The 19,864-nt window shown below is 37.7% G+C and carries 39 protein-coding genes; 34 read left to right on the forward strand and 5 right to left on the reverse strand.

The annotated features are described in order from the left end of the window. Nucleotides 1-241: 241 nt before the first annotated feature. The gene (locus IGI38_RS04135; protein ID WP_438727059.1) at nucleotides 242-877 is read right to left on the reverse strand and encodes an ImmA/IrrE family metallo-endopeptidase; all 636 of its coding nucleotides are present in this window, start codon (nucleotides 875-877) and stop codon (nucleotides 242-244) included. A gap of 22 nt (nucleotides 878-899) precedes the next feature. Next, a complete protein-coding gene (locus tag IGI38_RS04140; RefSeq protein ID WP_438727061.1) occupies nucleotides 900-1,280 on the reverse strand; it encodes a helix-turn-helix domain-containing protein in 381 nt (126 codons plus the stop codon). Between the two features lie 300 nt (nucleotides 1,281-1,580). Between IGI38_RS04140 and IGI38_RS04145 the strand changes: the two genes are divergently transcribed. From IGI38_RS04145 to IGI38_RS04240, 20 genes are all read left to right on the forward strand, one after another. Continuing rightward, a complete protein-coding gene (locus IGI38_RS04145) occupies nucleotides 1,581-1,784 on the forward strand; it encodes a hypothetical protein (protein ID WP_438727064.1) in 204 nt (67 codons plus the stop codon). Nucleotides 1,785-1,787: 3 nt separating this feature from the next. Then, the gene (locus IGI38_RS04150; RefSeq protein WP_438727066.1) at nucleotides 1,788-2,048 is read left to right on the forward strand and encodes a DNA-binding protein; all 261 of its coding nucleotides are present in this window, start codon (nucleotides 1,788-1,790) and stop codon (nucleotides 2,046-2,048) included. Next, nucleotides 2,048-2,785: a Rha family transcriptional regulator gene (locus IGI38_RS04155; protein WP_438727068.1), complete on the forward strand. Its 738-nt coding sequence runs from the start codon at nucleotides 2,048-2,050 to the stop codon at nucleotides 2,783-2,785. The genes IGI38_RS04150 and IGI38_RS04155 overlap by 1 nt, the downstream gene beginning before the upstream one ends. A 12-nt stretch (nucleotides 2,786-2,797) precedes the next feature. Continuing rightward, the gene (locus IGI38_RS04160; protein WP_438727070.1) at nucleotides 2,798-2,992 is read left to right on the forward strand and encodes a hypothetical protein; all 195 of its coding nucleotides are present in this window, start codon (nucleotides 2,798-2,800) and stop codon (nucleotides 2,990-2,992) included. Continuing rightward, a complete protein-coding gene (locus IGI38_RS04165) occupies nucleotides 2,989-3,132 on the forward strand; it encodes a hypothetical protein (RefSeq protein WP_438727072.1) in 144 nt (47 codons plus the stop codon). Before IGI38_RS04160 ends, IGI38_RS04165 begins: the two co-directional genes overlap by 4 nt. A 34-nt stretch (nucleotides 3,133-3,166) precedes the next feature. Next, nucleotides 3,167-3,367: a hypothetical protein gene (locus IGI38_RS04170; protein ID WP_438727075.1), complete on the forward strand. Its 201-nt coding sequence runs from the start codon at nucleotides 3,167-3,169 to the stop codon at nucleotides 3,365-3,367. Next, nucleotides 3,354-3,500: a hypothetical protein gene (locus IGI38_RS04175; RefSeq protein ID WP_438727078.1), complete on the forward strand. Its 147-nt coding sequence runs from the start codon at nucleotides 3,354-3,356 to the stop codon at nucleotides 3,498-3,500. Before IGI38_RS04170 ends, IGI38_RS04175 begins: the two co-directional genes overlap by 14 nt. Before the next feature lie 105 nt (nucleotides 3,501-3,605). After that, complete coding sequence (locus IGI38_RS04180; protein WP_438727081.1) at nucleotides 3,606-4,430, forward strand: tyrosine-type recombinase/integrase; 825 nt, start codon at nucleotides 3,606-3,608, stop codon at nucleotides 4,428-4,430. Nucleotides 4,431-4,445: 15 nt separating this feature from the next. Next, nucleotides 4,446-5,300, forward strand: a complete 855-nt coding sequence (locus tag IGI38_RS04185) for a replisome organizer (protein ID WP_438727085.1) — start codon at nucleotides 4,446-4,448, stop codon at nucleotides 5,298-5,300. Nucleotide 5,301: 1 nt separating this feature from the next. Next, nucleotides 5,302-5,535, forward strand: a complete 234-nt coding sequence (locus IGI38_RS04190; RefSeq protein ID WP_438727088.1) for a hypothetical protein — start codon at nucleotides 5,302-5,304, stop codon at nucleotides 5,533-5,535. A 102-nt stretch (nucleotides 5,536-5,637) separates the two neighbouring features. After that, the gene (locus IGI38_RS04195; RefSeq protein ID WP_438727091.1) at nucleotides 5,638-5,895 is read left to right on the forward strand and encodes a hypothetical protein; all 258 of its coding nucleotides are present in this window, start codon (nucleotides 5,638-5,640) and stop codon (nucleotides 5,893-5,895) included. After that, nucleotides 5,892-6,146: a hypothetical protein gene (locus IGI38_RS04200; RefSeq protein ID WP_438727094.1), complete on the forward strand. Its 255-nt coding sequence runs from the start codon at nucleotides 5,892-5,894 to the stop codon at nucleotides 6,144-6,146. Before IGI38_RS04195 ends, IGI38_RS04200 begins: the two co-directional genes overlap by 4 nt. Then, the gene (locus IGI38_RS04205) at nucleotides 6,121-7,122 is read left to right on the forward strand and encodes a tyrosine-type recombinase/integrase (protein WP_438727097.1); all 1,002 of its coding nucleotides are present in this window, start codon (nucleotides 6,121-6,123) and stop codon (nucleotides 7,120-7,122) included. Before IGI38_RS04200 ends, IGI38_RS04205 begins: the two co-directional genes overlap by 26 nt. A 236-nt stretch (nucleotides 7,123-7,358) precedes the next feature. Then, a complete protein-coding gene (locus IGI38_RS04210) occupies nucleotides 7,359-7,808 on the forward strand; it encodes a hypothetical protein (protein ID WP_438727099.1) in 450 nt (149 codons plus the stop codon). Between the two features lie 49 nt (nucleotides 7,809-7,857). Beyond that, entirely contained in the window at nucleotides 7,858-8,016 is a 159-nt protein-coding gene (locus IGI38_RS04215) for a hypothetical protein (protein WP_438727102.1), read from the forward strand. 15 nt (nucleotides 8,017-8,031) lie between these two features. Beyond that, entirely contained in the window at nucleotides 8,032-8,247 is a 216-nt protein-coding gene (locus tag IGI38_RS04220; RefSeq protein WP_438727104.1) for a hypothetical protein, read from the forward strand. A gap of 35 nt (nucleotides 8,248-8,282) precedes the next feature. Beyond that, a complete protein-coding gene (locus tag IGI38_RS04225; RefSeq protein WP_438730292.1) occupies nucleotides 8,283-8,543 on the forward strand; it encodes a hypothetical protein in 261 nt (86 codons plus the stop codon). Between the two features lie 27 nt (nucleotides 8,544-8,570). Further along, nucleotides 8,571-8,948 carry a DUF7448 domain-containing protein gene (locus IGI38_RS04230; RefSeq protein ID WP_438727107.1) on the forward strand — a complete coding sequence of 126 codons (378 nt, stop codon included), beginning with the start codon at nucleotides 8,571-8,573 and terminating at the stop codon, nucleotides 8,946-8,948. Further along, on the forward strand, nucleotides 8,945-9,154 hold the full coding sequence (locus IGI38_RS04235; RefSeq protein WP_438727110.1) for a hypothetical protein: 210 nt from the start codon (nucleotides 8,945-8,947) through the stop codon (nucleotides 9,152-9,154). The genes IGI38_RS04230 and IGI38_RS04235 overlap by 4 nt, the downstream gene beginning before the upstream one ends. 24 nt (nucleotides 9,155-9,178) lie before the next feature. Next, complete coding sequence (locus IGI38_RS04240) at nucleotides 9,179-9,319, forward strand: hypothetical protein (protein ID WP_438727113.1); 141 nt, start codon at nucleotides 9,179-9,181, stop codon at nucleotides 9,317-9,319. Here IGI38_RS04240 and IGI38_RS04245 read toward each other — a convergent pair. From IGI38_RS04245 to IGI38_RS04255, 3 genes are all read right to left on the reverse strand, one after another. Then, a complete protein-coding gene (locus IGI38_RS04245) occupies nucleotides 9,309-9,512 on the reverse strand; it encodes a hypothetical protein (RefSeq protein WP_137603056.1) in 204 nt (67 codons plus the stop codon). The genes IGI38_RS04240 and IGI38_RS04245 overlap by 11 nt on opposite strands. A gap of 224 nt (nucleotides 9,513-9,736) precedes the next feature. Beyond that, nucleotides 9,737-10,099: a hypothetical protein gene (locus IGI38_RS04250; RefSeq protein ID WP_438727116.1), complete on the reverse strand. Its 363-nt coding sequence runs from the start codon at nucleotides 10,097-10,099 to the stop codon at nucleotides 9,737-9,739. Between the two features lie 132 nt (nucleotides 10,100-10,231). Further along, a complete protein-coding gene (locus IGI38_RS04255; RefSeq protein WP_438725454.1) occupies nucleotides 10,232-11,179 on the reverse strand; it encodes an IS30 family transposase in 948 nt (315 codons plus the stop codon). A 273-nt stretch (nucleotides 11,180-11,452) separates the two neighbouring features. Here IGI38_RS04255 and IGI38_RS04260 point away from each other — a divergent pair, with 273 nt between their 5' ends. From IGI38_RS04260 to IGI38_RS04325, 14 genes are all read left to right on the forward strand, one after another. After that, the gene (locus IGI38_RS04260) at nucleotides 11,453-11,698 is read left to right on the forward strand and encodes a hypothetical protein (protein ID WP_438727119.1); all 246 of its coding nucleotides are present in this window, start codon (nucleotides 11,453-11,455) and stop codon (nucleotides 11,696-11,698) included. Continuing rightward, nucleotides 11,676-11,849, forward strand: coding sequence for a hypothetical protein (locus tag IGI38_RS04265; RefSeq protein ID WP_438727121.1), 174 nt, complete (start codon nucleotides 11,676-11,678; stop codon nucleotides 11,847-11,849). Before IGI38_RS04260 ends, IGI38_RS04265 begins: the two co-directional genes overlap by 23 nt. After that, entirely contained in the window at nucleotides 11,846-12,067 is a 222-nt protein-coding gene (locus tag IGI38_RS04270; protein WP_438727124.1) for a hypothetical protein, read from the forward strand. The genes IGI38_RS04265 and IGI38_RS04270 overlap by 4 nt, the downstream gene beginning before the upstream one ends. A 169-nt stretch (nucleotides 12,068-12,236) precedes the next feature. Continuing rightward, nucleotides 12,237-12,443 (forward strand): hypothetical protein, encoded by a 207-nt coding sequence (locus IGI38_RS04275; RefSeq protein WP_438727127.1) that lies wholly within the window; start codon nucleotides 12,237-12,239, stop codon nucleotides 12,441-12,443. A 93-nt stretch (nucleotides 12,444-12,536) separates the two neighbouring features. After that, on the forward strand, nucleotides 12,537-13,004 hold the full coding sequence (locus IGI38_RS04280) for an ArpU family transcriptional regulator (protein WP_438727129.1): 468 nt from the start codon (nucleotides 12,537-12,539) through the stop codon (nucleotides 13,002-13,004). Nucleotides 13,005-13,442: 438 nt separating this feature from the next. Next, nucleotides 13,443-13,658, forward strand: coding sequence for a hypothetical protein (locus IGI38_RS04285; protein WP_438727131.1), 216 nt, complete (start codon nucleotides 13,443-13,445; stop codon nucleotides 13,656-13,658). A 144-nt stretch (nucleotides 13,659-13,802) separates the two neighbouring features. Beyond that, a complete protein-coding gene (locus IGI38_RS04290) occupies nucleotides 13,803-14,144 on the forward strand; it encodes an HNH endonuclease (RefSeq protein WP_438727134.1) in 342 nt (113 codons plus the stop codon). A 149-nt stretch (nucleotides 14,145-14,293) separates the two neighbouring features. After that, nucleotides 14,294-15,535, forward strand: coding sequence for a hypothetical protein (locus IGI38_RS04295; RefSeq protein WP_438727137.1), 1,242 nt, complete (start codon nucleotides 14,294-14,296; stop codon nucleotides 15,533-15,535). Continuing rightward, nucleotides 15,528-16,289, forward strand: a complete 762-nt coding sequence (locus IGI38_RS04300; protein ID WP_438727140.1) for a hypothetical protein — start codon at nucleotides 15,528-15,530, stop codon at nucleotides 16,287-16,289. Before IGI38_RS04295 ends, IGI38_RS04300 begins: the two co-directional genes overlap by 8 nt. Before the next feature lie 5 nt (nucleotides 16,290-16,294). Continuing rightward, a complete protein-coding gene (locus IGI38_RS04305; RefSeq protein WP_438727143.1) occupies nucleotides 16,295-16,609 on the forward strand; it encodes a hypothetical protein in 315 nt (104 codons plus the stop codon). Between the two features lie 64 nt (nucleotides 16,610-16,673). Next, on the forward strand, nucleotides 16,674-18,071 hold the full coding sequence (locus tag IGI38_RS04310) for a terminase (RefSeq protein ID WP_438727146.1): 1,398 nt from the start codon (nucleotides 16,674-16,676) through the stop codon (nucleotides 18,069-18,071). 75 nt (nucleotides 18,072-18,146) lie between these two features. Further along, nucleotides 18,147-18,617 (forward strand): capsid assembly scaffolding protein Gp46 family protein, encoded by a 471-nt coding sequence (locus tag IGI38_RS04315; RefSeq protein WP_438730295.1) that lies wholly within the window; start codon nucleotides 18,147-18,149, stop codon nucleotides 18,615-18,617. 3 nt (nucleotides 18,618-18,620) lie between these two features. After that, the gene (locus IGI38_RS04320) at nucleotides 18,621-19,529 is read left to right on the forward strand and encodes a phage major capsid protein (protein WP_438727149.1); all 909 of its coding nucleotides are present in this window, start codon (nucleotides 18,621-18,623) and stop codon (nucleotides 19,527-19,529) included. Between the two features lie 5 nt (nucleotides 19,530-19,534). Further along, complete coding sequence (locus IGI38_RS04325) at nucleotides 19,535-19,861, forward strand: hypothetical protein (protein WP_438727152.1); 327 nt, start codon at nucleotides 19,535-19,537, stop codon at nucleotides 19,859-19,861. Nucleotides 19,862-19,864: the final 3 nt, after the last annotated feature.

A 19,864-nucleotide genomic window follows, 5' to 3' on the forward strand; every position in this document is an offset into this window, starting at 1 on the left:
GTTTTCTGACGAAGGATTAGTTACACCAACTATAACCATTGAAATTACAGCAACCCCAATTGCAATATTTCTATTATTTTTGTTAGGTGATTTTTTAATAAAGTACCAAATCCCCACACAACTAATAATGAAAATAAGTGTAAATAAGTTAGACATTCTTTTTCCCCTTTTCTGTGTTAAAATTACTTTGTTGAAACCTCTAAACAGGGGGAATTAGCTCGTGTTCGCAGCACGGGCTTTTTTATTTCATATTGATAATTTTATAAAAGTCCACTCCGTAGCCCATTTCGTATTTATGAACAAGCTGGAAAGCATACTGTGGGGTACAGTCTCTTTCAAAAACTAAAAATACACGAAGTCGATTTTTGAATGCTCCTTTACTCATAAAAAAGAAGTTTGCAGTACGCAAGAAGTTTCTAAACTTATTAATTCCGAAAATCAAAGCTTCATCATTGGCCATTAAAATACCGGCTCCAAAGTTTGCCCTTTTTTCAATGTATTCGTCTTCTGGAAGATAGCCTTCTTCTAAAAGAAGATCAGAAAAGGCTCTTCCATCGTTTTCCTTGATAGGATCACAATACGCATGTATAGTTTCGTGCATTTCAGAGAAAAACTTTCGTTCAACCATCGACAAAGCATTTACTGCTAACACAATTATTCCTTCAACCTTTTGGGTGGAACCTAACATTAATTTATCTAAAGGTGGTTTAAAATAGTGTTCAGCATAAATGGCAAGCTTGTCATCTTCGACATATTCTTTAATGTGAAAGTTTTTGACATCCTTAACTTCTATATCATAAAATTTAGCTGTTTGTTGCGCAATTGAGTTAGCAACGAAAGTTGCTTCTCTAAAGGCATCTTCATCATAAAAATCCATCTGTAGCTACCAACCTCGGAAATTATTTTTTCTTCTTATTCTCTCTTGCTTTTCGCTCTCTAGCTTTTTGAACTAAGAAATCAGTGTAATCCTTCAAAGAATCTTCTATTTCTTCCGTTTCATCAGGATCGAATTCAGCAGTGTTAAGTCTAAAATAGCCAATGAGATCAGAACCCGAACCTTTCTCTAGTTCAGCAAATGGTTCAGGATCATCGGTTCTACCAAGAAGATAATCCACGGATACATTAAAATAATCGGCCACTTTTTGTAATTTGTCAGAAGCAGGCGAACTATTTTTCCAGCGATATAAAGAATTTTTTCCGAAATCCAATTTTTCTTCAAGTTCTACAATAGAAATTTTCTGTCTGTCTGCAAGTTCTTTTACGCGATCAAACGTTGTCATATCAATCACCTCGTGTAATAGCTCAAGGGTGTTGCATAATTATATAGAAAAACATTTGACATCTATCTTTCTATATAATATACTTCATTCATAAGCTAGTTATTGAGCTTGAAACAAAACTAAACAGAACCATTAAAAATTAAACTATTTCGCGGTCGCCAAACTTAGAAATGTTAATTTAAAGGCTTTTGTAGTCTTATTTAGCTATGTACTCATTCTATATAATTATATAGACAAAGTCAATACATAGCTTAAAAAAAAGCTCATTAACTAGCTAATTAAATAGAAGGGGTGACTAAAATGCTTATCACAGATTTCAAGGAAATTGTTTTAATCCAAATGGATCGTCAAAACAAAACATATGTAGATTTGGCAAAAGTGATTGAGAAATCTCCAACGTATACTCGTCAAGTGGTCCTAGGCATGCAAAATGGACCAAAGGCTGAAAAGTATAGAAAAAAGATCGCTGACTATCTTAGCTTAACGATGGTAAAGGAGGGATAAAAAATGAATTGGCCGGATATCAAAAAGCTGATTAATGATTATCTTGAATTGAAACTCACTTCTCTTTTATCAGGATTTATTCCTAAAAGATATCTGAATCAAAAACAGGCGGTCATTTATACAGGGACTTCACCGAAAACCATTAATCAATGGGTAGATGATGGATTGAGAATTATTCTTTTTTCCGAAAACAGTAATCCTAAGTATGATATTAAGGATTTAGATCGTTGGATGGAAAAACATAAAACGAGGGAGGTAGCATGATGATGGACTTAGTAATTATGAAAGATCGCAAAGCGGTCACAAGTAGTTTGAATGTAGCAGAGAATTTTGAAAAAGAACACAGGAATGTTTTACGAGACATTGATGATTTAAAAGGTGTGCTCAATTTTGAGCAGACCCATGAGGGTGTCCAAAATTGGACAGACCTATTCTATGAGGATACTTATATCCATCCACAAAACAAACAGAAATATCGAGTTATCTATATGAACAGAGACGGCTTCACATTATTAGCAATGGGGTTCACAGGAAAGAAAGCACTTCAGTTCAAATTGAAGTACATTGACGCGTTCAACCAAATGGAAGATTACATCAAAGAAAATAAATTGCAGCTACCCTCTGATCCTATGGATATTTTAAAACTAACTTTTGAGGCTCAAGAAAATACGAATAAAAAAGTTAAGGAAGTAGAAAATCGTGTGAGCAATTTAGAGGAGAACACTGTTTTAAGCGCTGGTGATTATGGGTATATCAGCCGTCGCATTAATCAACGTGTGGCCGAGGTTGCTAGAGGATTTGGAAATATTACGCAAGAACAGCGCGGAAAGCTCCATAGAGATATTAATTCGGGCGTCAAAGCAGTTACTGGTGTTTTAACACGAACGCAGTTGCGGCAAAAACACTTTAAGACGGTTTTGGAATATATCAATGACTGGGAGCCGTCCACAGCAACAAAAATGCAAGTTAGACAAATGACTTTGGACTTAGAAACAGCATAGGGAGGAAATAAAGTGAACGAAGAAATGAAACAACATGTGGATGCATTATCAATGTCACTGGCAAAAGAAGGCAAGAACCGAAAAATCATTGTTGATCTTACTGGTGGGTTTGTTTTGTCAATTGATGAGCAGGCATTCAATTTTAAGGCAACCGGACTAGCGTTGGATAACTTGATGAGAAGTACGACCGAAGGAGACAAGTCATGAAAATCACTATCGAAGGTACACCACAAGAAATAGCAGAATTGCTCCAAGCTATTACGAGTAGCAAGGAGCAAACAGAAATAAATATTGTTGCGGAAAAATTGAATAAACTGACGACTCGTCAACAACGAATAAATTATTGAATAGAAAGATTATACGACAGAAAGGAAAGTTGAAATGAAAAAAATTCATTGGCTTCACCGACTGGCGCTTTTAACTGTAATGTTCGGTGCTGGAGCTTTGGCAACAGGTTTTTTACCGCTATGGATAAAAATCATCCTCATTGCTATCGTAGGTGGCTATCAATTGTTGATGACGGAATTTGAGTACGAAGTAAAAAGGAATGTTGAGGAGGGAAAAGTAGATGAGATCATTTGATTCTGAAACAGCAAACAAATGGCTGCAAGATAATTGGTCCAGCATTAAAGCAAAACAAGTAAGAGAGTGCCAAAAAACTTGGCGTGAAATGATCAAGGTACAAAAAAGCTCACTCGCCGGCCAGCAGAAGTGAGCAACTAGAACAAATATTCTTTTCGAAATCATTATATCACAATCTGCAGATCATTTTAAGACAATGATTTGCGATTATATTATGTAATCGAAAGGAGTACCATCCATGCTTGCCCTAAAAGATTATGAATTGTACTTGTTGGAAAATGAAGTACGTCCGAACACAAGAAAGAACTATATAAATACATTGAAACAGCTTGATGCCTTTTTGAATCAACACTCCTTCGATTTGAATAAAGAATCGTTGATCAATTTTAAAGAGCATATGAAAAATGATGAGTATGCACCAGGAAGAAAATACAAACTGAAAACGATCAACCAAAAGATCGTTGCTGTCAATATTTTCTTAAACTGGTTAGAGCGCGAAAATTTGGCGAGCAGTGGACTCACATTGAAATTAGTAAAAGTTCAAACGAAGGAACATAGGGAATCAATCAATGAATCAGAATATAAAAGACTGATCCAACATGCGAAATCTGACGAAATGCGGCTGTTCATTCTGTTGATCGGAAATACAGGAGTACGTATCACAGAAGCTTGTTCAATACGTGCGGATGATCTTAACAGCAAGTTAATCATTATTGAAAATAAAGGGAAACAGCGAGCAATAGCAATTCCACAATTCTTGAAAAAACAGTTAAAAAAATACGTTGAAGAACAGGGAATCACAGATGAAATATTTTATAAGACTCAAACGAATTACCGTTTGAATCTAAAGGCGATTGCTGGAAGGGCAAAGATCAATAAGGAAAAAGTATATCCGCATTCCATTCGCCATTACTTTGCTAAGTCATTTTTAGAGAAACATGAAGGCGACTCCACAGTATTGCAACAGCTATTAGGTCACGAAAATATCGGAACAACAACGATTTATACAAAACTGAATACGAATGAATTAGGTTATCAATTCAGCAAAATAAAAAATATTTAAACTAGGAGTAAATCGATGGCAGAAAGACGAATGTTTGCAAAAACAATTATTGATAGTGACGCATTTCTTGACATGCCATTATCAACACAAGCTCTTTATTTCCACTTATCAATGCGTGCAGATGATGATGGATTTATTAATAATCCAAAAAAAATCCAACGTATGGTTGGTTCGAGTGAAGATGATTTAAAGCTATTGAATGCTAAACGGTTCATTATTGCATTCGAGAGCGGGGTTATCGTTATAAAACACTGGAAAATACACAACTATATTCAAAAGGATCGGTATAAACCCACTCTATACCAAGAAGAAAGAGCCATGCTAAGCGATAAAAATAACAAATCATACACAACGGAAACAGAATGTATACAAGATGGATACAGTTCGGAGACACAGGTTAGGTTAGGTAAGGACAGGTTAGAGTTAGGTAAGGATAGAAAAGATGTAACTCCACCTCCTTCTAAGCCGGTTCCAGTTCGTCATAAATACGGAGAGTATAAAAATGTTTTGTTAAGCGATCAAGAGCTTGGAAAACTAAAAAAAGAATTTCCAATTGATTGGCAAAAACGTATTGAAAATGTTTCTGAGTATTGCGCCATGTCGGGAAGAACGTATAAGAACTATTTAGTGGTTATTCGTAAATGGGCAAAAAACGACAAGGATCAGCAAAACGTTACGCCAAGAAAACAAGCATACACAACAAACAAACCAAGGTCTGAAAGCTACGTTACCATGCAGTACAACGTCTATATCCGTGAAAAACAGTTTGATCCCAATTTAACATTAGAAGAGTATGGAAAACGAAAAAAACTCAAACAAGATGAATTAATCGAGCTTAAAGCTTTTATAGCTAAAAACGGAGGAGGCTAACATGAGCTATGTTGTGAAAACAATGTGTTACCTAGATAAAAATGGTCATGGTGTACCTACGAGTGACACGGCGCTAAAATATGACGATCCAGAACTAGCAGAATTAGCTGCAATTACTGCAGGAGGCTTTGTTGTGAAAGTTGAGGACGGCCGAATTATAAGCGAGTCGGCAAAGATCACTCCTCAAAAGAATCAAAAAAAGACAAAAGCGAACCAAGCTTGGATGTCAAAATGATGAAAACGGAAAATATACTACAAACACCATTGTATCAATGGTTGGAACGTTTTTTTACCACTTGCGATTATGTAGTGTATTCGAAAAGAAATTAGGTGACGTATGAATTTAGATGAAAAGTGTAGCTATTTGAATTTAGAAGCACTTGACCGAGGATTTACCATGGAAAAACAATTTATTGGAAATATAGCCAGAATTTCATTTGCAGATAAAGGCAAAGTTGGTATGGACATGGAAATCAGCGATACCGACATTGTTGTTCCTTTTGCAAGACTCACACAATACGCAGATGAATCATTTGCTGAGTTTGCATTAGAAGTTTTAGGTACAGATTTTAAAAAAGGAGCTATTAATCAATGAAAACAGTAAACATCTACGGCGAAGCTGTAGAGGGTGAGGAAATCGATTATTTAGATGGTCGACCGTCAAATGTGATTATTTTGCAAGATCAATCCGGTGTGCGGCATGTCATTCATAGGGAAACAGCCGATCAAAGCTTCAAACGCAAACCTAGCAGAGCAGGAGTGGCGTTTGATCTACTTTCTTGCCAAGCGCATGGCCGAAAAGAACTTCAAAGGAGCAAACGTGGAACCAGTAGAAAATTTTATTAATAATGTTGTGCGCCACATGGAATCAGATTTGACAATCAAGCAACTTCAAAAACTGAAAATAGTACTAACAATGGATGTTTCGAAGTTTCAGATTGAAGAAGCTAAAAATGAAGTAATCATCTATGACGAAACGAGCGACATTGCAGCATACAAGCAATATTTCGTCTCGCTAAAATTGAGGGGGCTTGCTGAAGGTACAATCAATTTGGCTATGCGTACTGTGGACTGTTTCAATCGTTATATGCGTAAGCCGTTCAAAGAGGTTACGACCAACGATATTCGGCTGTACGTTGCTAGCCGAGGTATGCAAGGCGGAATATCAAACGCAACGTTAAATCGGGAACGTGGAGCGATATGCAGATTTTATCAGTGGTTGTTCGACGAAGAATATATTCCCAAAAACCCAGCACGACGTGTTGAAGCCATCAAAGTTGAAAAACGCTTGAAAAAGGCATTTACGCCGGTGGAAGTCGAGCTGATGCGGAATGCATGTATAAAACCAAAAGAGAAAGCAGTTTTCGAATTATTACTATCGACAGGCTGCCGAGTGACGGAGTTGACATTGTTATCGATGGAAAATTACGATCAGCAATCAGGGTCGATAACTGTTATTGGAAAAGGAAACAAGGAACGCCGCGTTTTCGTGAACGCTAGAGCTAAAGTAGCAATTGATAATTATTTGAAGGCAAAACCACATATTGTGGGTCCAATTATTTGTGGGTTACATGGAGTAGGAACAGGCATGACTTCTAACGGAATACAAAAAATGGTTAAGGAAATCGCAAAACGTGCAGGAGTTGCACATGCTCATCCACATAAATTTAGAAGAACCGCAGCAACATTTGCGATAAAACAAGGAATGGAAATCAACAATGTAAGAATATTTCTTGGCCATAGCGATATCGGAACAACTCAGGGATACATTGATGTTAGCGGCATGGATTTCAAACAAGTTCATGAGCGATTTATCGCATAAAAAGGGAGAGAACAAATTATTATGATGCTAGTTTTTACAATGTTTTTCATCAGCGTTCTAACTAATATTATTTGTCTTAGATTGTATTCAAAAGAAATAGCAAAAGAACTAGGGAAACAAGAAAAAAGAATTGATAGCAAGCTATCTGCAGTTCTAAGATATACCGGTTTCAAATCGTATAAGTATAAAAAAACGTCATAAAACTGGAGCTATAACGTAGGAAAAGAGGTGCTACAGTGCAAGCGATTTTCACACTTACTCGTCGGGGATTTAATGAAAAAATAAAAGTTGGCGAGATCATCAACTACAAAGAAGATGAGAGATATATTTTAACTCATATTGTTGATATTAAGAAGTTTAGTGGCAGTTCTGCTCGAATGGTTGTTGAAGGAATAGCACAACTAATTGGTGGAAAGTCAGATTATCATTTGTACAAAAATACAGGCAAATTTGTAAGCAAATATCCAAAAGGTGAATTTGATGAAGAAAATCCTTTATATAGAGTGGGAGATATATTTGTAGATGATGGTATCTGTGGTGAAATTACAAGTATAGAATCGATAGAATACGAATTTGTTGACTTGGTAGTAACGTATCATTTTCGTTTAATTCGACCGTGGAGCCAAGAGGAAATGGATCAAGCGATAAAAGAAGATCGATTGTCTAAATTTACGATCATAAAGTAAAAAAATCCGTAATCGGCTGATTTTAATAGCTTTTGAAAGGATGAAGAAAATGGCTATCTATTATCAATTATTAGTAGTTGATGGTGACGAGGAATTTGAAGTAGATGAATTTAGCAATAGAGAAGAAGCCGAATCGTGCATACCAGCCGCAGAAGGCATGTATTTAGGAATGGATTACGCTTATGTGAAAAAAGTAGAAGATCAGTAATCGGAGGAAACACTAGTGAAAATTGTTATTAGTTTTTTCGACAATAAGGATCGTACCTTCAAAAAAACATTGTTCGGGGGATGGGACGGTGACAAACCTATTTTAGTTGCTTATCCAAAAAAAGCACTAGATTTTTGGAGTGAAAAGCAAGCAGAATCGGATATCAAGCGTCTAGAATCCATGACTTCCCCACGAGCAAAAACGCTATCAGTTAAATTAGAACGTCTGTAATCGGAGGATACAGAGGAGGAATCTAATTGGGAGATATGGGAGATTATTGGCGAGATGTTAAGCCGTATCTCAAAGAACGTAGGCAGAAACATGTTCAGCACATGGGAAACTCTGCTAGTAGAAATATAGAAAAACTCGGTTATGACTACAAACACTATCCTAATAATCATCAATTCGCTATCGAGACAAAAAAAGGAATCATTGATTATTGGGGCACAACAGGAACTTGGATCGATCGGAGAACTAAAAAAAGAGGTAAAGGGCTTGAGAGCCTTAGAAACTACTTAAGTCAATAAACGACAGCAATCAAGGAGGTTTTAGGAATGGAAAATACATTTGATTATCTAATCGGAAAAAGTGTAACAGGTTTGGAAGTCAAGTCTGATTATGAACAGTATTTATTAATCAACGATGGATCAAAGTTGCAAATCACATGTGCGGAATATGTCGACTGTTGCGGATATAACGACATCGAAGTGACTATTCCCGACGGATTCGACTTCAATGACAATTTGATAACTAAGGTTGAATTTGAAGAAGATGAGGAAGAATGGGGAGATTGTGGTTCTGTAAAACTTGGTATTTTCGCTAATGATAAGAACGTAACTGTTGAAGGATCGTACGGTAGTGGATCAGGTTGGGGATATGGTCAATTCGTTGAGATCGAAGTCATTAAGCCAACCAAGGAGGACGGCGAATGAGTAAAAAAGAGGGTTTCGTTGCCGACAATATGCGCTTTATCAGTAAACATGTCGGCGGAGAAGATGTCTTGTACTTTGATGCAGGCAAAGATGAGGTTTGCATCCAGACAGTTAGAGAGCCCGAAAATTCTCAGCATGACATCGTAATGACGAAAAATGAATGGGAAGTGTTAAAGCGACTTATTGATATTCAATTAGTCCGGTAACCACACCAATTAAGGAGGAAAATAATGTTAGAAGAAAAAATAAAAGAACTTGTTGAACAACAAATTATTTTATTGTCCAACAAGTCAAAAGTAGAGGTATTCCCTGAAGCATTAATAGAATACTCGAATTCCATAGCGAGATTAGCTTCAATTCTTAAAGATTAATTTGTAGATAGCGATCCTCATCTCTAGAACCTTTTTTTAGAATAGATTGTCGCACTTCTTTGTAAACTTCAAAATATTTTTTTGTAAGCTCTTCGGGAGAAAGATCTTTCAAATCTTGTTGCTGTAAATAAAGCATAGTTAGTGCTTCAACTCTATTCGATGGGAATGAATTTAAAGTAATATCATCTTTCATTAGGCACCTCCTTATCAGTATTTCAGTGGACCACTCACTGATAAGGAGATTATATCAAATAAAGCATTTACAAAACGATTGTAATTAAAAAGAAGGCTAACTCAGCCTATCAAGGAGGTATTCGCATATGACTTTCATTCTTATAATTACATTGATAATTATTGCACAGATTATTGCGCTAATATGGTCAATTTATCAATTAAAAAAGAAGTAGAAACTACTTCTTAAAGTTGCCGTCTTAATATTTCTTCAGTGACTGAAGTCATGATTTGTTGAATTGATTTGTTCTTTGATGGATTGGTTTTAGAAACGGAAATGTCATGGAGGATATTATCACTAAACGAATACCGATTTTCATATTTTTTAATATCATCATGATAGGTAATGGAAATATTGGTGTCAGGTAAGTCCTTCTCTCTTTTAAAAACGTTCACAGATGAAACAGTAGATATTGATTGCCCTGGTGCTATGAAAGTACCTGAAATGTGCTCAAATATTTTTTTACCTCTAATATCGTCTAAAAGCACAGGCGAAAAGAGTATTTGATCAATGATAGCACCAGTATTTCCAAAGTTTTTGATTATCACATATTCGTGGACAGTGGAAGATACTTGGATGTAATCTCTGTAAATTACGACATACGGTCAATTGGAATCAAGAATTGATTTTTCTGTAAGCTCAATTGATTTTTGAGATTGCTTTAATGCTTTGCTGAATTGTCAAATTAATTGCAACATTTCTTCTTGAAAGACTTCCCAACAATTTTTCCAGTTCAATGTTTTTTTAGGACGCATATTTATCTTGCGTAATGCTTCCTGTTTCTCCGTAGGGGGTACCTTTGAAAAATCAGTTCCCTTAGGGAAGAATTCTCTAAATAAACCATTCCCATTTTCGTTAGATCCGCGTTGCCATGGGGAGTATGGATCACAAAAATACATAGGTACGTCTAAATCTTTCTCAATTTCTTTCCAGCAAGAAAACTCTTTCCCACGGTCGACCGTAAAGCTTAAAAATGCCTTGTGACTCCCTAGGTCTTGCACAAAAGCTTTAATCGCTTGTGCCATTGACTTCGCGGTACGATCCCTCATTGAGATCGCCCAATAAAAGCGTGTTTTCCGTTCAATAAACGTTGCTTCGCAGGCTTTGCTTTCCCCTCTGCTAGAAACAACTGTGTCCAACTCCCAATGTCCAAATTCTTCTCGAGTTGACACAGAAGCTGGGCGTTCATCAATGGTATGCCCTACAGTCATTTTGCCTCGTGCCTCTTCTTGTTTTTCTTGTCTTCTGCCTTTATGTCTCAGACACTGTTTAGACACATTAAGAATACCGGCATAGAGCCAATTGTAAATGGTTTTGAATGAAACTATTTGACGATCATTCGCAATTTGTTCAGGGGACCAGCTGTCTTCAAGATCACATTCAATCTGATAAGCGAATTCAGAAGTCCATTTGGACTTCGCACCACAGGCACTGCGCTTCATTTCCGCATCTAATTGCGCATTGTCGGCATTATAGATCAAATCTTCGGGTACTCGTTTCAACTCACGATCAATCGTTGTTCGGCTAACACCAATTCTGTCCGCTATTTCTTGAATACTCTTGGCATCATAAATCATCGTCTCTATACATTTTCGATTATCTCGTGTAAGCTTTTTGTGTGAACCCATCAAAATCACTCCTAGTAGTTTGTTATCCTAAACTCATTTTACTAGAAATTTTTGATGGGTTCTTTGTTGCGATTAATATTACAATTCAGCCTTTAACAGAAATTACCAAGGAAACTATTGTTAATAAGGCCGAAAGAACTATTGATATGAGTTGAATTGTATCGGAAACAGATAGGTGCATATAGATTAAGACTCCTTTTTTAAGAATTGTACCATTTATAAAGACTGAAATAAAAGTTCCGGTAACCGAAGCTTTAGAGGAGGTTTGAACGAGTGAAACCAGTAGCAATTGTTAACGATTCGACAGGAGAAACAATATATGTATTGCAGGGCTATGATCGTATGTTTACAGCAAAATATGAAGTGATAGAAATTAATGAGTACGGGAGAAATCTTACGAATATGAACGATTACACTGCGATTGAAGTTAAGCACGGAGGCTTTGCTCATGTTCTAAGTAGCGGGATGTATTCTGTGATCTATGAGGAGGAAGACGATGGGGTTAAAAGAACTAATTGAGAAGCATACACTAAAAGTTGTTTTATGCGGTCATTGCGAATGTGGAGAACGCAAATATGATTTGATAACAGATCATAATCTCGCTTACCCACCAGTTCATGAGTCAAGTATTTTGAAAGTTAAGCCAGAGTTGTTGGAGGTGGAAGGATGAAAAAGAAGATTCAAGAATTTTTAGTCGTCGCTTATCCTATATTTTTGTTGGGAATGGCCACAGTATTTGTGTTCATAGAAGATTGGAATAGATCGCTTTTGTTCATAATGTTATATGCCGTTTGTTTAATCGGTGATCGGTTAAGAGATATTATCAAAGGCATCGATATTCTTTGGTATCGAATCTATTTAAGAAACAAAAAGGATGGCATCGAATAGATTCGCTAACGTCGCCTATCACGTAGCTTCGGTTGTGAAAAATAGGCGAAAATTGTATCAAAGTTGTAAAAAATAGAAAAAGGCTCTATATCAATGCTTATGAGTCGTTGCAACCAAATTACAAGAATAGAGGGAATTTTGCAACCTGGGTCAATTTGGAGGGATAGAAATGAACACAACAGAGGCTGTGATTAGAATCATTTCATTTATCATTACGTGGCGTTTAGTCGCTTATATATACAAATCGTACAACAAAAAAATAAGCGAGTTGAGTAAACGAATGAAAAGGTTGGAGACACAAAACGATATCTACATCGATTTCATTATGAAATTAAATGATATTTTGAATAAACGTGATACCCAAGATACAGATTGATGGAGGTCGCCAATAGCATACAAAAAAAGCCGGGTTTCCCCAGCTAATTAATAAATCCGACAAGTTTATTATACCACAGGGGGAATTGAAAATATGGCGCTTTTTGATGTAAGTAAATATGAAACACCAGATCCAAAAGATGTAGATTTAGAAAGTACAAAACATAATGTTTCGGTTTTTCTATCTGCTTATCAATCTGCACGCTGTAGAGTCGGTCAGCCTAGAGAACCGCAAATCACAACGAGCTATTCTCTAATTCCACCATCAACAGTAGACCATGGGTTTGAAGCAGAGCAAATGCTAATTCAGAAACAAGAAGCACAAGAAGAGTTTGAGTATTTACATGGTCTTTTTGTGAAAGGGTATGTTGCAATACAGCATCCATTTAAGCCGGATGTAACAGTAAGACGAAAAAGAATATTTATGGATCGTTATATCAAAGGGCAAACTATTTACATCACAGCTCAAAGAAACAATATCAGTGAAGATTCGGTAAAGCAGGAGTCGAGTGTAATTGTTGTACAGTTTGCGGCTGCATTGGAATTAGTAGCTTTCAAATAATCACCATTTTATACACTTTTCCTACACCTTTTGTAAACAAAATCTAACCATTAACCCTCTAGATTCTGAGGTATTATGATATTGTCAAAATAGTATATAAGCGGCTCAGCCGTTGATATAAACGTGGTCTACTGCTCAGACCACAACAAATAAAGAATATATGAAGGAGGTGAACAGCTTCCCTTCTGTATTCTTAACGATTGTTTGCAAGACGATCAAAACGACCGGCACATACATCTAATATAGAAAGCGAGTAGCTCCTCTTCGTACGCTACTTGGTGTGTCGGTCAATACATATGGTAGGTTAGATGGACTCGGCATTGCTGTACGGTGTAACTCCGTGATAGTACCAGCACAGGATCGGAAACGTCCCTGCCTGTGCAATACATAATTGAGATCACTCACTATGAGTGGTCTTTTTAATTTGGAGGAATGCAAATGATTGCTCAAGTGAATCTTGTATTAAATGGAATCGTGTATTGCTTGAAAGGAGCAACAGTGACGATTGATAAGCGAAAAGGGAAATACTCCATTGTGAAACGAGTAGAGCAGGACGGAGAGAAAGAAAAAGAAATTTTATTCAAGGTAAGCAATGATTTGCTGTCGAGTTACTTTACTGAATCATTGAGTTATCCACAGGATATAAACAGTTGAATTAATCATTTTAAATAATCAGTAATTAAACCAGTAGTATCAAGGGATAGAACGATTTAAGAGTATTTGTGATTATACTATGTATTCGTAAAGATTAGTACCCACCCTTAATCAGATACCCTACCAGTGAAAGGAGCCTACCCCGTGGCACTGAGAGCAGACAGACAAGGAGCGCATCGAGTTGCCTTTGATAAGAATAGGAAGATACTTCTTAAGACTCAGAATGTCTGTGGTATCTGTGGCAAGCCCATTGATAAACGGTTGAAGGCTCCTGATCCGCTGTCACCAGTTGTCGATCATATCATTCCGATTAACAAAGGTGGACATCCATCAGCGATAGAGAACCTGCAGCTAGCACACTGGACCTGTAACCGTCAGAAGTCTGACAAGTTATTCAACAATAAGCAAAACAATCCACAAGAAACAAAAGTATTAGGTAATAGGAACCTTCCACAAAGCCGTAATTGGGCGTTATACAGGTCTTAAAGTAAATAAGGTATAACTAATCAAAAAATAAATTTAAAAGCAACCAGCGAGAAAATAGAAGGGGGGATACCTCCCCCGACCGGCTGACAGCCGTCGTTCACGCAGTCACTGTACAAATTTTCTCATGCAAAGAAGAAAGGGGCAGCAGAATGGAAGAAAGAGGCATTGAATATCTCAGGAAAAAGCTTGCATTACACCAAAGCCGAGTGAATATGAGGTACAGACAATATGCAATGAAATACCAAGGGCGCGACGTTGGTATTACGATCCCGCAACATGTTCGGCAAAATTATCGTTCAGTGTTGGGCTGGTGTGCAAAGGGTGTTGATAGTCTTGCAGATCGGTTGGTATTCCGTGAGTTCCAAAATGATGATTTTACGGTTAATGAAGTCTTTGCAGCAAATAATCCAGATGTGTTTTTCGATAGCGCGGTGCTTTCAACTTTGATTGCATCGTGCTCTTTCGTTTACATTTCAAAAGACGATGACGAGGACTTGCCGCGACTCCAGGTGATTGAGGCAAGCAATGCAACTGGAATAATTGATCCAATCACTGGATTGTTAACGGAGGGTTACGCCGTTCTTGAAAGAGACGACAAAAACAAGCCGACAATTGAAGCCTATTTCACGTCTACAGAAACGACTTTTTGTTTTGCTGACGCTCGAAAAGACACTCCGGTTGAGAATCCGACAGGGCATCCGCTTTTAGTTCCGATTATTCATAGGCCTGATCCAGTGAGACCGTTTGGGCGATCAAGAATCAGTCGATCAGGTATGTATTATCAGCAATATGCAAAACGAACGCTTGAACGTGCAGACGTAACTGCGGAATTTTATTCATTCCCCCAAAAATATGTCCTTGGTCGAAGTCAAGATTCTGAGCCTATGGACAGTTGGAAAGCAACGATTTCAAGTATGTTGGACTTTACAAAAGATGAAGATAAAGATAAGCCGACAGTTGGTCAGTTTACTACTTCATCCATGTCGCCCTTTACGGAACAATTAAAAACAGCAGCGGCAGGGTTTGCGGGTGAAACAGGCTTGACGCTAGATGATTTAGGTTTCGTTTCGGATAACCCTTCAAGCGTTGAAGCAATCAAAGCAAGTCACGAAAATTTACGTCTTGCTGGAAGAAAAGCGCAACGCTCTATCGGTTCAGGTTTTCTAAATGTTGCATACGTTGCAGCATGTCTACGAGATGATCAAGCTTATCGTCGCGAACAATTTGTTAGAACAACACCGAAATGGGAACCGTTATTTGAATCTGATGCCAGTGCTCTATCATTGATCGGTGACGGTGCAATCAAGTTAAATCAAGCAATCGAAGGTTTTGTCGATGCTGATGTCTTACGTGACCTAACAGGAATCAAAGGAGCTGGAAACAATGGATGATATCGTACCTAGTCTGTTAGAAACAATCGAAGCGCAATTTGATGATCGTTGGAACAATAGCTCAAAAATAAAGGAATTACTGAAATATTCGCGGTCAAAGAAAATGACTTACCTAGATGCGAATGAGTATGCAATTGAGATTGGGGAAATTCTTGCAAAAGTTTTTGGTGCAAATATTACTGCTGAAATACTTCCAGACGGAAAAATGTATTTCAACATTGCAGATCGTGTCCTAAATACGACGTTGAAAAGGAATCATGAACTGATATCCAGCTACGTCAATACTGTGCAAACAGTTTTGAATCATGAGGCAGGACTCAAATTAAAAGCACAAGTTCCAGAATTAAATCAAGACCGTATCGACGGATTGATTAATCGTATTGCTAGTGAATCAATTTTTGATGAAATAAAGTGGATTCTTGATGATCCGATTATAAATTTTTGCCAAAGCATTGTTGATGATTCAATCAAAAAGAATGCTGATTTTCATGCAAAGGCTGGACTCAGTCCGACGATTACACGTCGTGTTCGTGGGAATGCTTGTGATTGGTGCCGTAATTTGGCTGGAACATACGGGTATTATAGCGAACCAGCCGAAGTTTATCACCGTCATGAACGTTGTACATGTACCGTAGAATATGACCCAAAAGATGCGCGCGGTTTCCAAAATTCACATACGAAAAAATGGCGCGATCCTGAGAGACAAACCAAAATCGAACAAAGGAAAACATTAAATCTTAGGAAAAGAGGTTGATTGTTATGGATTACGAACAATCCATTGATGAAGTTGCTGCATTTTGGAATCTATCAAGTGATGAAGTAGAAAGTGCGATTGCTGGTGTAAAAAGGTCGTTAAAAGAAATCGCAAGTGCTCTTTGGGATTTAATGAAACAGATCAGTGACATTTGTGAGGCTGTTCAGGATTACAAAAAAGAAGATCTAAGTATTTCAGGCACAGGCAAGCCAGTGTCGTTGAAAGAATTTCTTTGTCTCATAAATGAAGCGCACCGAATTGCTATTGAAGAGGACAAAAAACCTCCTGACCGTAAAATAGGCAATTTGCGTAGAAAGTGAAGGTGATCTACTATCTCCCAGCGATAGGGTTAACATGCGTGATTGAGATTGAAAGGGGATCATTATGACTACTAAAGTAAGACTTGGTAATCAGCATCCTACTCAATCGGTAATTCTTCCATATACTGAATCACGTTATCAAACCGCAATCGATACCTACGAAGAATCTGGCAGAACGGCGCAACAATGGCAAATTAATCTTACAAAGCCAATTTATGCAGTCAATGATGATGGTCTATGGACCCATGCAAAGTTTGGCTATAGTCTCCCACGGCGAAACGGAAAAAATGAAGTCGTAGCAATCCGAGAAATGCAAGGATTGAAAGATGGAGAACAAATTCTGCATACTGCACACCGAACAACAACTAGTCATGCAGCATGGGAACGTCTTTGTAAGTTGTTAGACAATGCAGGGATAGAGTATAGATCAATTCGTGCAAAGGGGAACGAAGAAATTGTTATTGATGAAACAGGTGGTCGAATTTTTTTCAGAACACGAACGTCTTTAGGTGGTTTAGGTGAAGGATTTGACTTACTTGTTATTGATGAGGCGCAAGAGTACACGGCAGATCAAGAATCGGCTTTAAAGTACGTTGTAACTGATTCGAAAAATCCTCAAACAATATACTGTGGTACGCCACCAACTCCATTATCTAGCGGAACGGTTTTTGTCAATTATCGAAAAGACGTTTTAGCTAAAAAGGTTGAAGATGCTGGTTGGGCTGAATGGGGTGTCGAAGATCAGTCGAATATTAGAGATACAGAACTTTGGTACCTGTGTAATCCATCTTTAGGCACGATATTCACTGAACGATCCATAAAAGCAGAATTGGGATCAGACGAAATCGACTTTAATATTCAACGACTTGGACTGTGGATCAAATACAACCAAAAGTCGGCTATCTCAGAAAATGAGTGGCGAGAATTAAAAGTTAAACGATTGCCAGTTTTCAAAGGTCGTCTCTTTGTTGGCGTGAAGTACGGCAACAATGGTGCGAACGTTGCAATGAGTATCGCTGTTCGAACTTTGTCAGGAAAAATATTCGTCGAAGTGATTGATTGCCAGTCTATCAGGAACGGTAATCAATGGATAATCAATTTCTTGAAAAATGCGGATGTCGAGGCCGTTGCGATTGATGGTCAAAGCGGACAAAGCATTTTAGCAAATGATATGAAAGATTTTCGCTTGAAAGAACCGATTCTACCGAAAGTCGCAGAAATCATTAATGCGAATGCTTCATGGGAACAAGGTATCTTTCAGCAAATAATCAGCCACAACGATCAACCGTCATTGACAACTGTTGTTACGAACTGTGACAAGCGAAACATTGGTTCTAGTGGTGGTTTTGGCTATAAATCGCAATTTGACGATATGGATATCAGTCTTATGGATAGCGCTCTTTTAGCGCACTGGGCTTGCAATAATACAAAGCCTAAGAAAAAACAACAACTCAGGTATTAAACGACTTTTGCGGAAGTCGTTTTTTTAATACACAAAATTACCGAACTGCCGGGCAAGCAGGAGAAAGGATTTTTTATCATGACATTTAAAGTAATTGAAACACAAGAGGAATTAGACGAAATCATTAAGGATCGTTTGAAACGTCAAAAAGAATCTTTTGATAAAGAACTTGCAGACCTTGAACAACTCAAAACACGCAACAGTGAACTTGAAACTGAGGTTGGAACGCTTCAATCGACTATCGAAGAAACTAAAACCGCGACAAGTCAACATGATCAAACAGTATCAGAGTTGAAAAGTAAGATTGCTGGCTATGAAACAGCAAATCTACGAACGAAAATCGCTGTGCAAAATGGTTTGCCGCTTGATTTAGCAGATAGATTAGTCGGTGAAGACGAGGACAGTTTGAAGGCAGATGCTGAACGGTTATCTAAGTTCATGAAGCCGAAATTTACGCCACCAACAAAGTCAACAGAACCGCGACAAACAGGTAGCGACGATCCAATGAAAGAAATGATCCAAAGTATGAGACAAGAAGGAGAATAAAAAATGGCAGTATTAAAAAGCGGGAGTCTTTTCCCAGAAGCAGTTGTAACAAATATTTTTGGCAAAGTGAAAGGTCACTCTGCTTTAGCGAAATTATCAGCTCAAACGCCTATTCCTTTTTCAGGAACGACTGAGTTTGTTTTCAACCTAGAAGGAAATGCTCAGATTGTCGGCGAAGGAGAACAGAAAAAAGAAGGAAAAGCAACGTTCACACCTAAAGTCATTAAGCCAGTAAAAATCATTTATCAAGCTCGTGTAACAGATGAATTTATTAACTGTTCGGAAGAAAAGCAACTTCAATATTTGAATTCTTTCGTGGATGGTTATTCTAAAAAGATTGCACAAGCATTTGATATTGCGGCATTTCATGGTTTAGAACCAAAATCAATGACTGATGCTTCTTTTAAAGCAACAAATAGTTTTGATGGTCTTGTTACCTCAAATGTTGTTGTCTATGATGCGACAAAAATTGATGAAAATATTGATGCAGCAATTGCAGCCGTTACGGCAACTGACGGTGAAGTTACTGGTCTTGCTTTGTCGCCAGCAGCAGGCGCCGCATTAGGAAAAATTAAAGTCAATGGTGTTGTTCAGTATCCAGAATTCCGTTTTGGCCAAAATCCAAATGCTTTCTACAGCATGCAATCGGATGTCAACAAAACTTTGACTATGATTGGTGGAACGGCAAAAACTGACCACGTTGTTACTGGAGACTTCGCAAGTGCATTCAAATGGGGATATGCTGAAAACATTCCTTTGGAAATTATTGAATACGGTGACCCTGATCAAACTGGACGTGACTTAAAAGCTTATAACGAAGTTTGTCTTCGTGCTGAGTCTTATATCGGATGGGGAATCTTGGATGCTGATTCATTCGCACGCGTCGAAGCAGCAGAAGAAATCGGAGGTTAATAGTTATGACGAAATACATCAACAAAAAAACTAAAACTGTTATTGATGTTGATAGCGTGCTTCGTGGTGACTGGGTTGAGGTTGGTTCGCAAAACCAGCCTCTTAAAACAGAAGAAAAACCAGTAATCGAAGATACGGCTGCAAATGAGTTGCTCGAAAAACAAGAGCAAGCAGAGCTAACATCAGAAGAACCGACAAGTGAAGACCCAGAAGGAATTGCTGATGTTACTAGGAAAGATATCATGCAGGAACTAGATTCAATGGGGATTGAATATGATAACCGTGCAAAAAAACAAGTCCTGTACGATTTAATGATGTCGCATGGGGAGTGATCC

The organism is Enterococcus sp. AZ128, from assembly GCF_051714485.1.
Taxonomy (GTDB): domain Bacteria; phylum Bacillota; class Bacilli; order Lactobacillales; family Enterococcaceae; genus Enterococcus_A.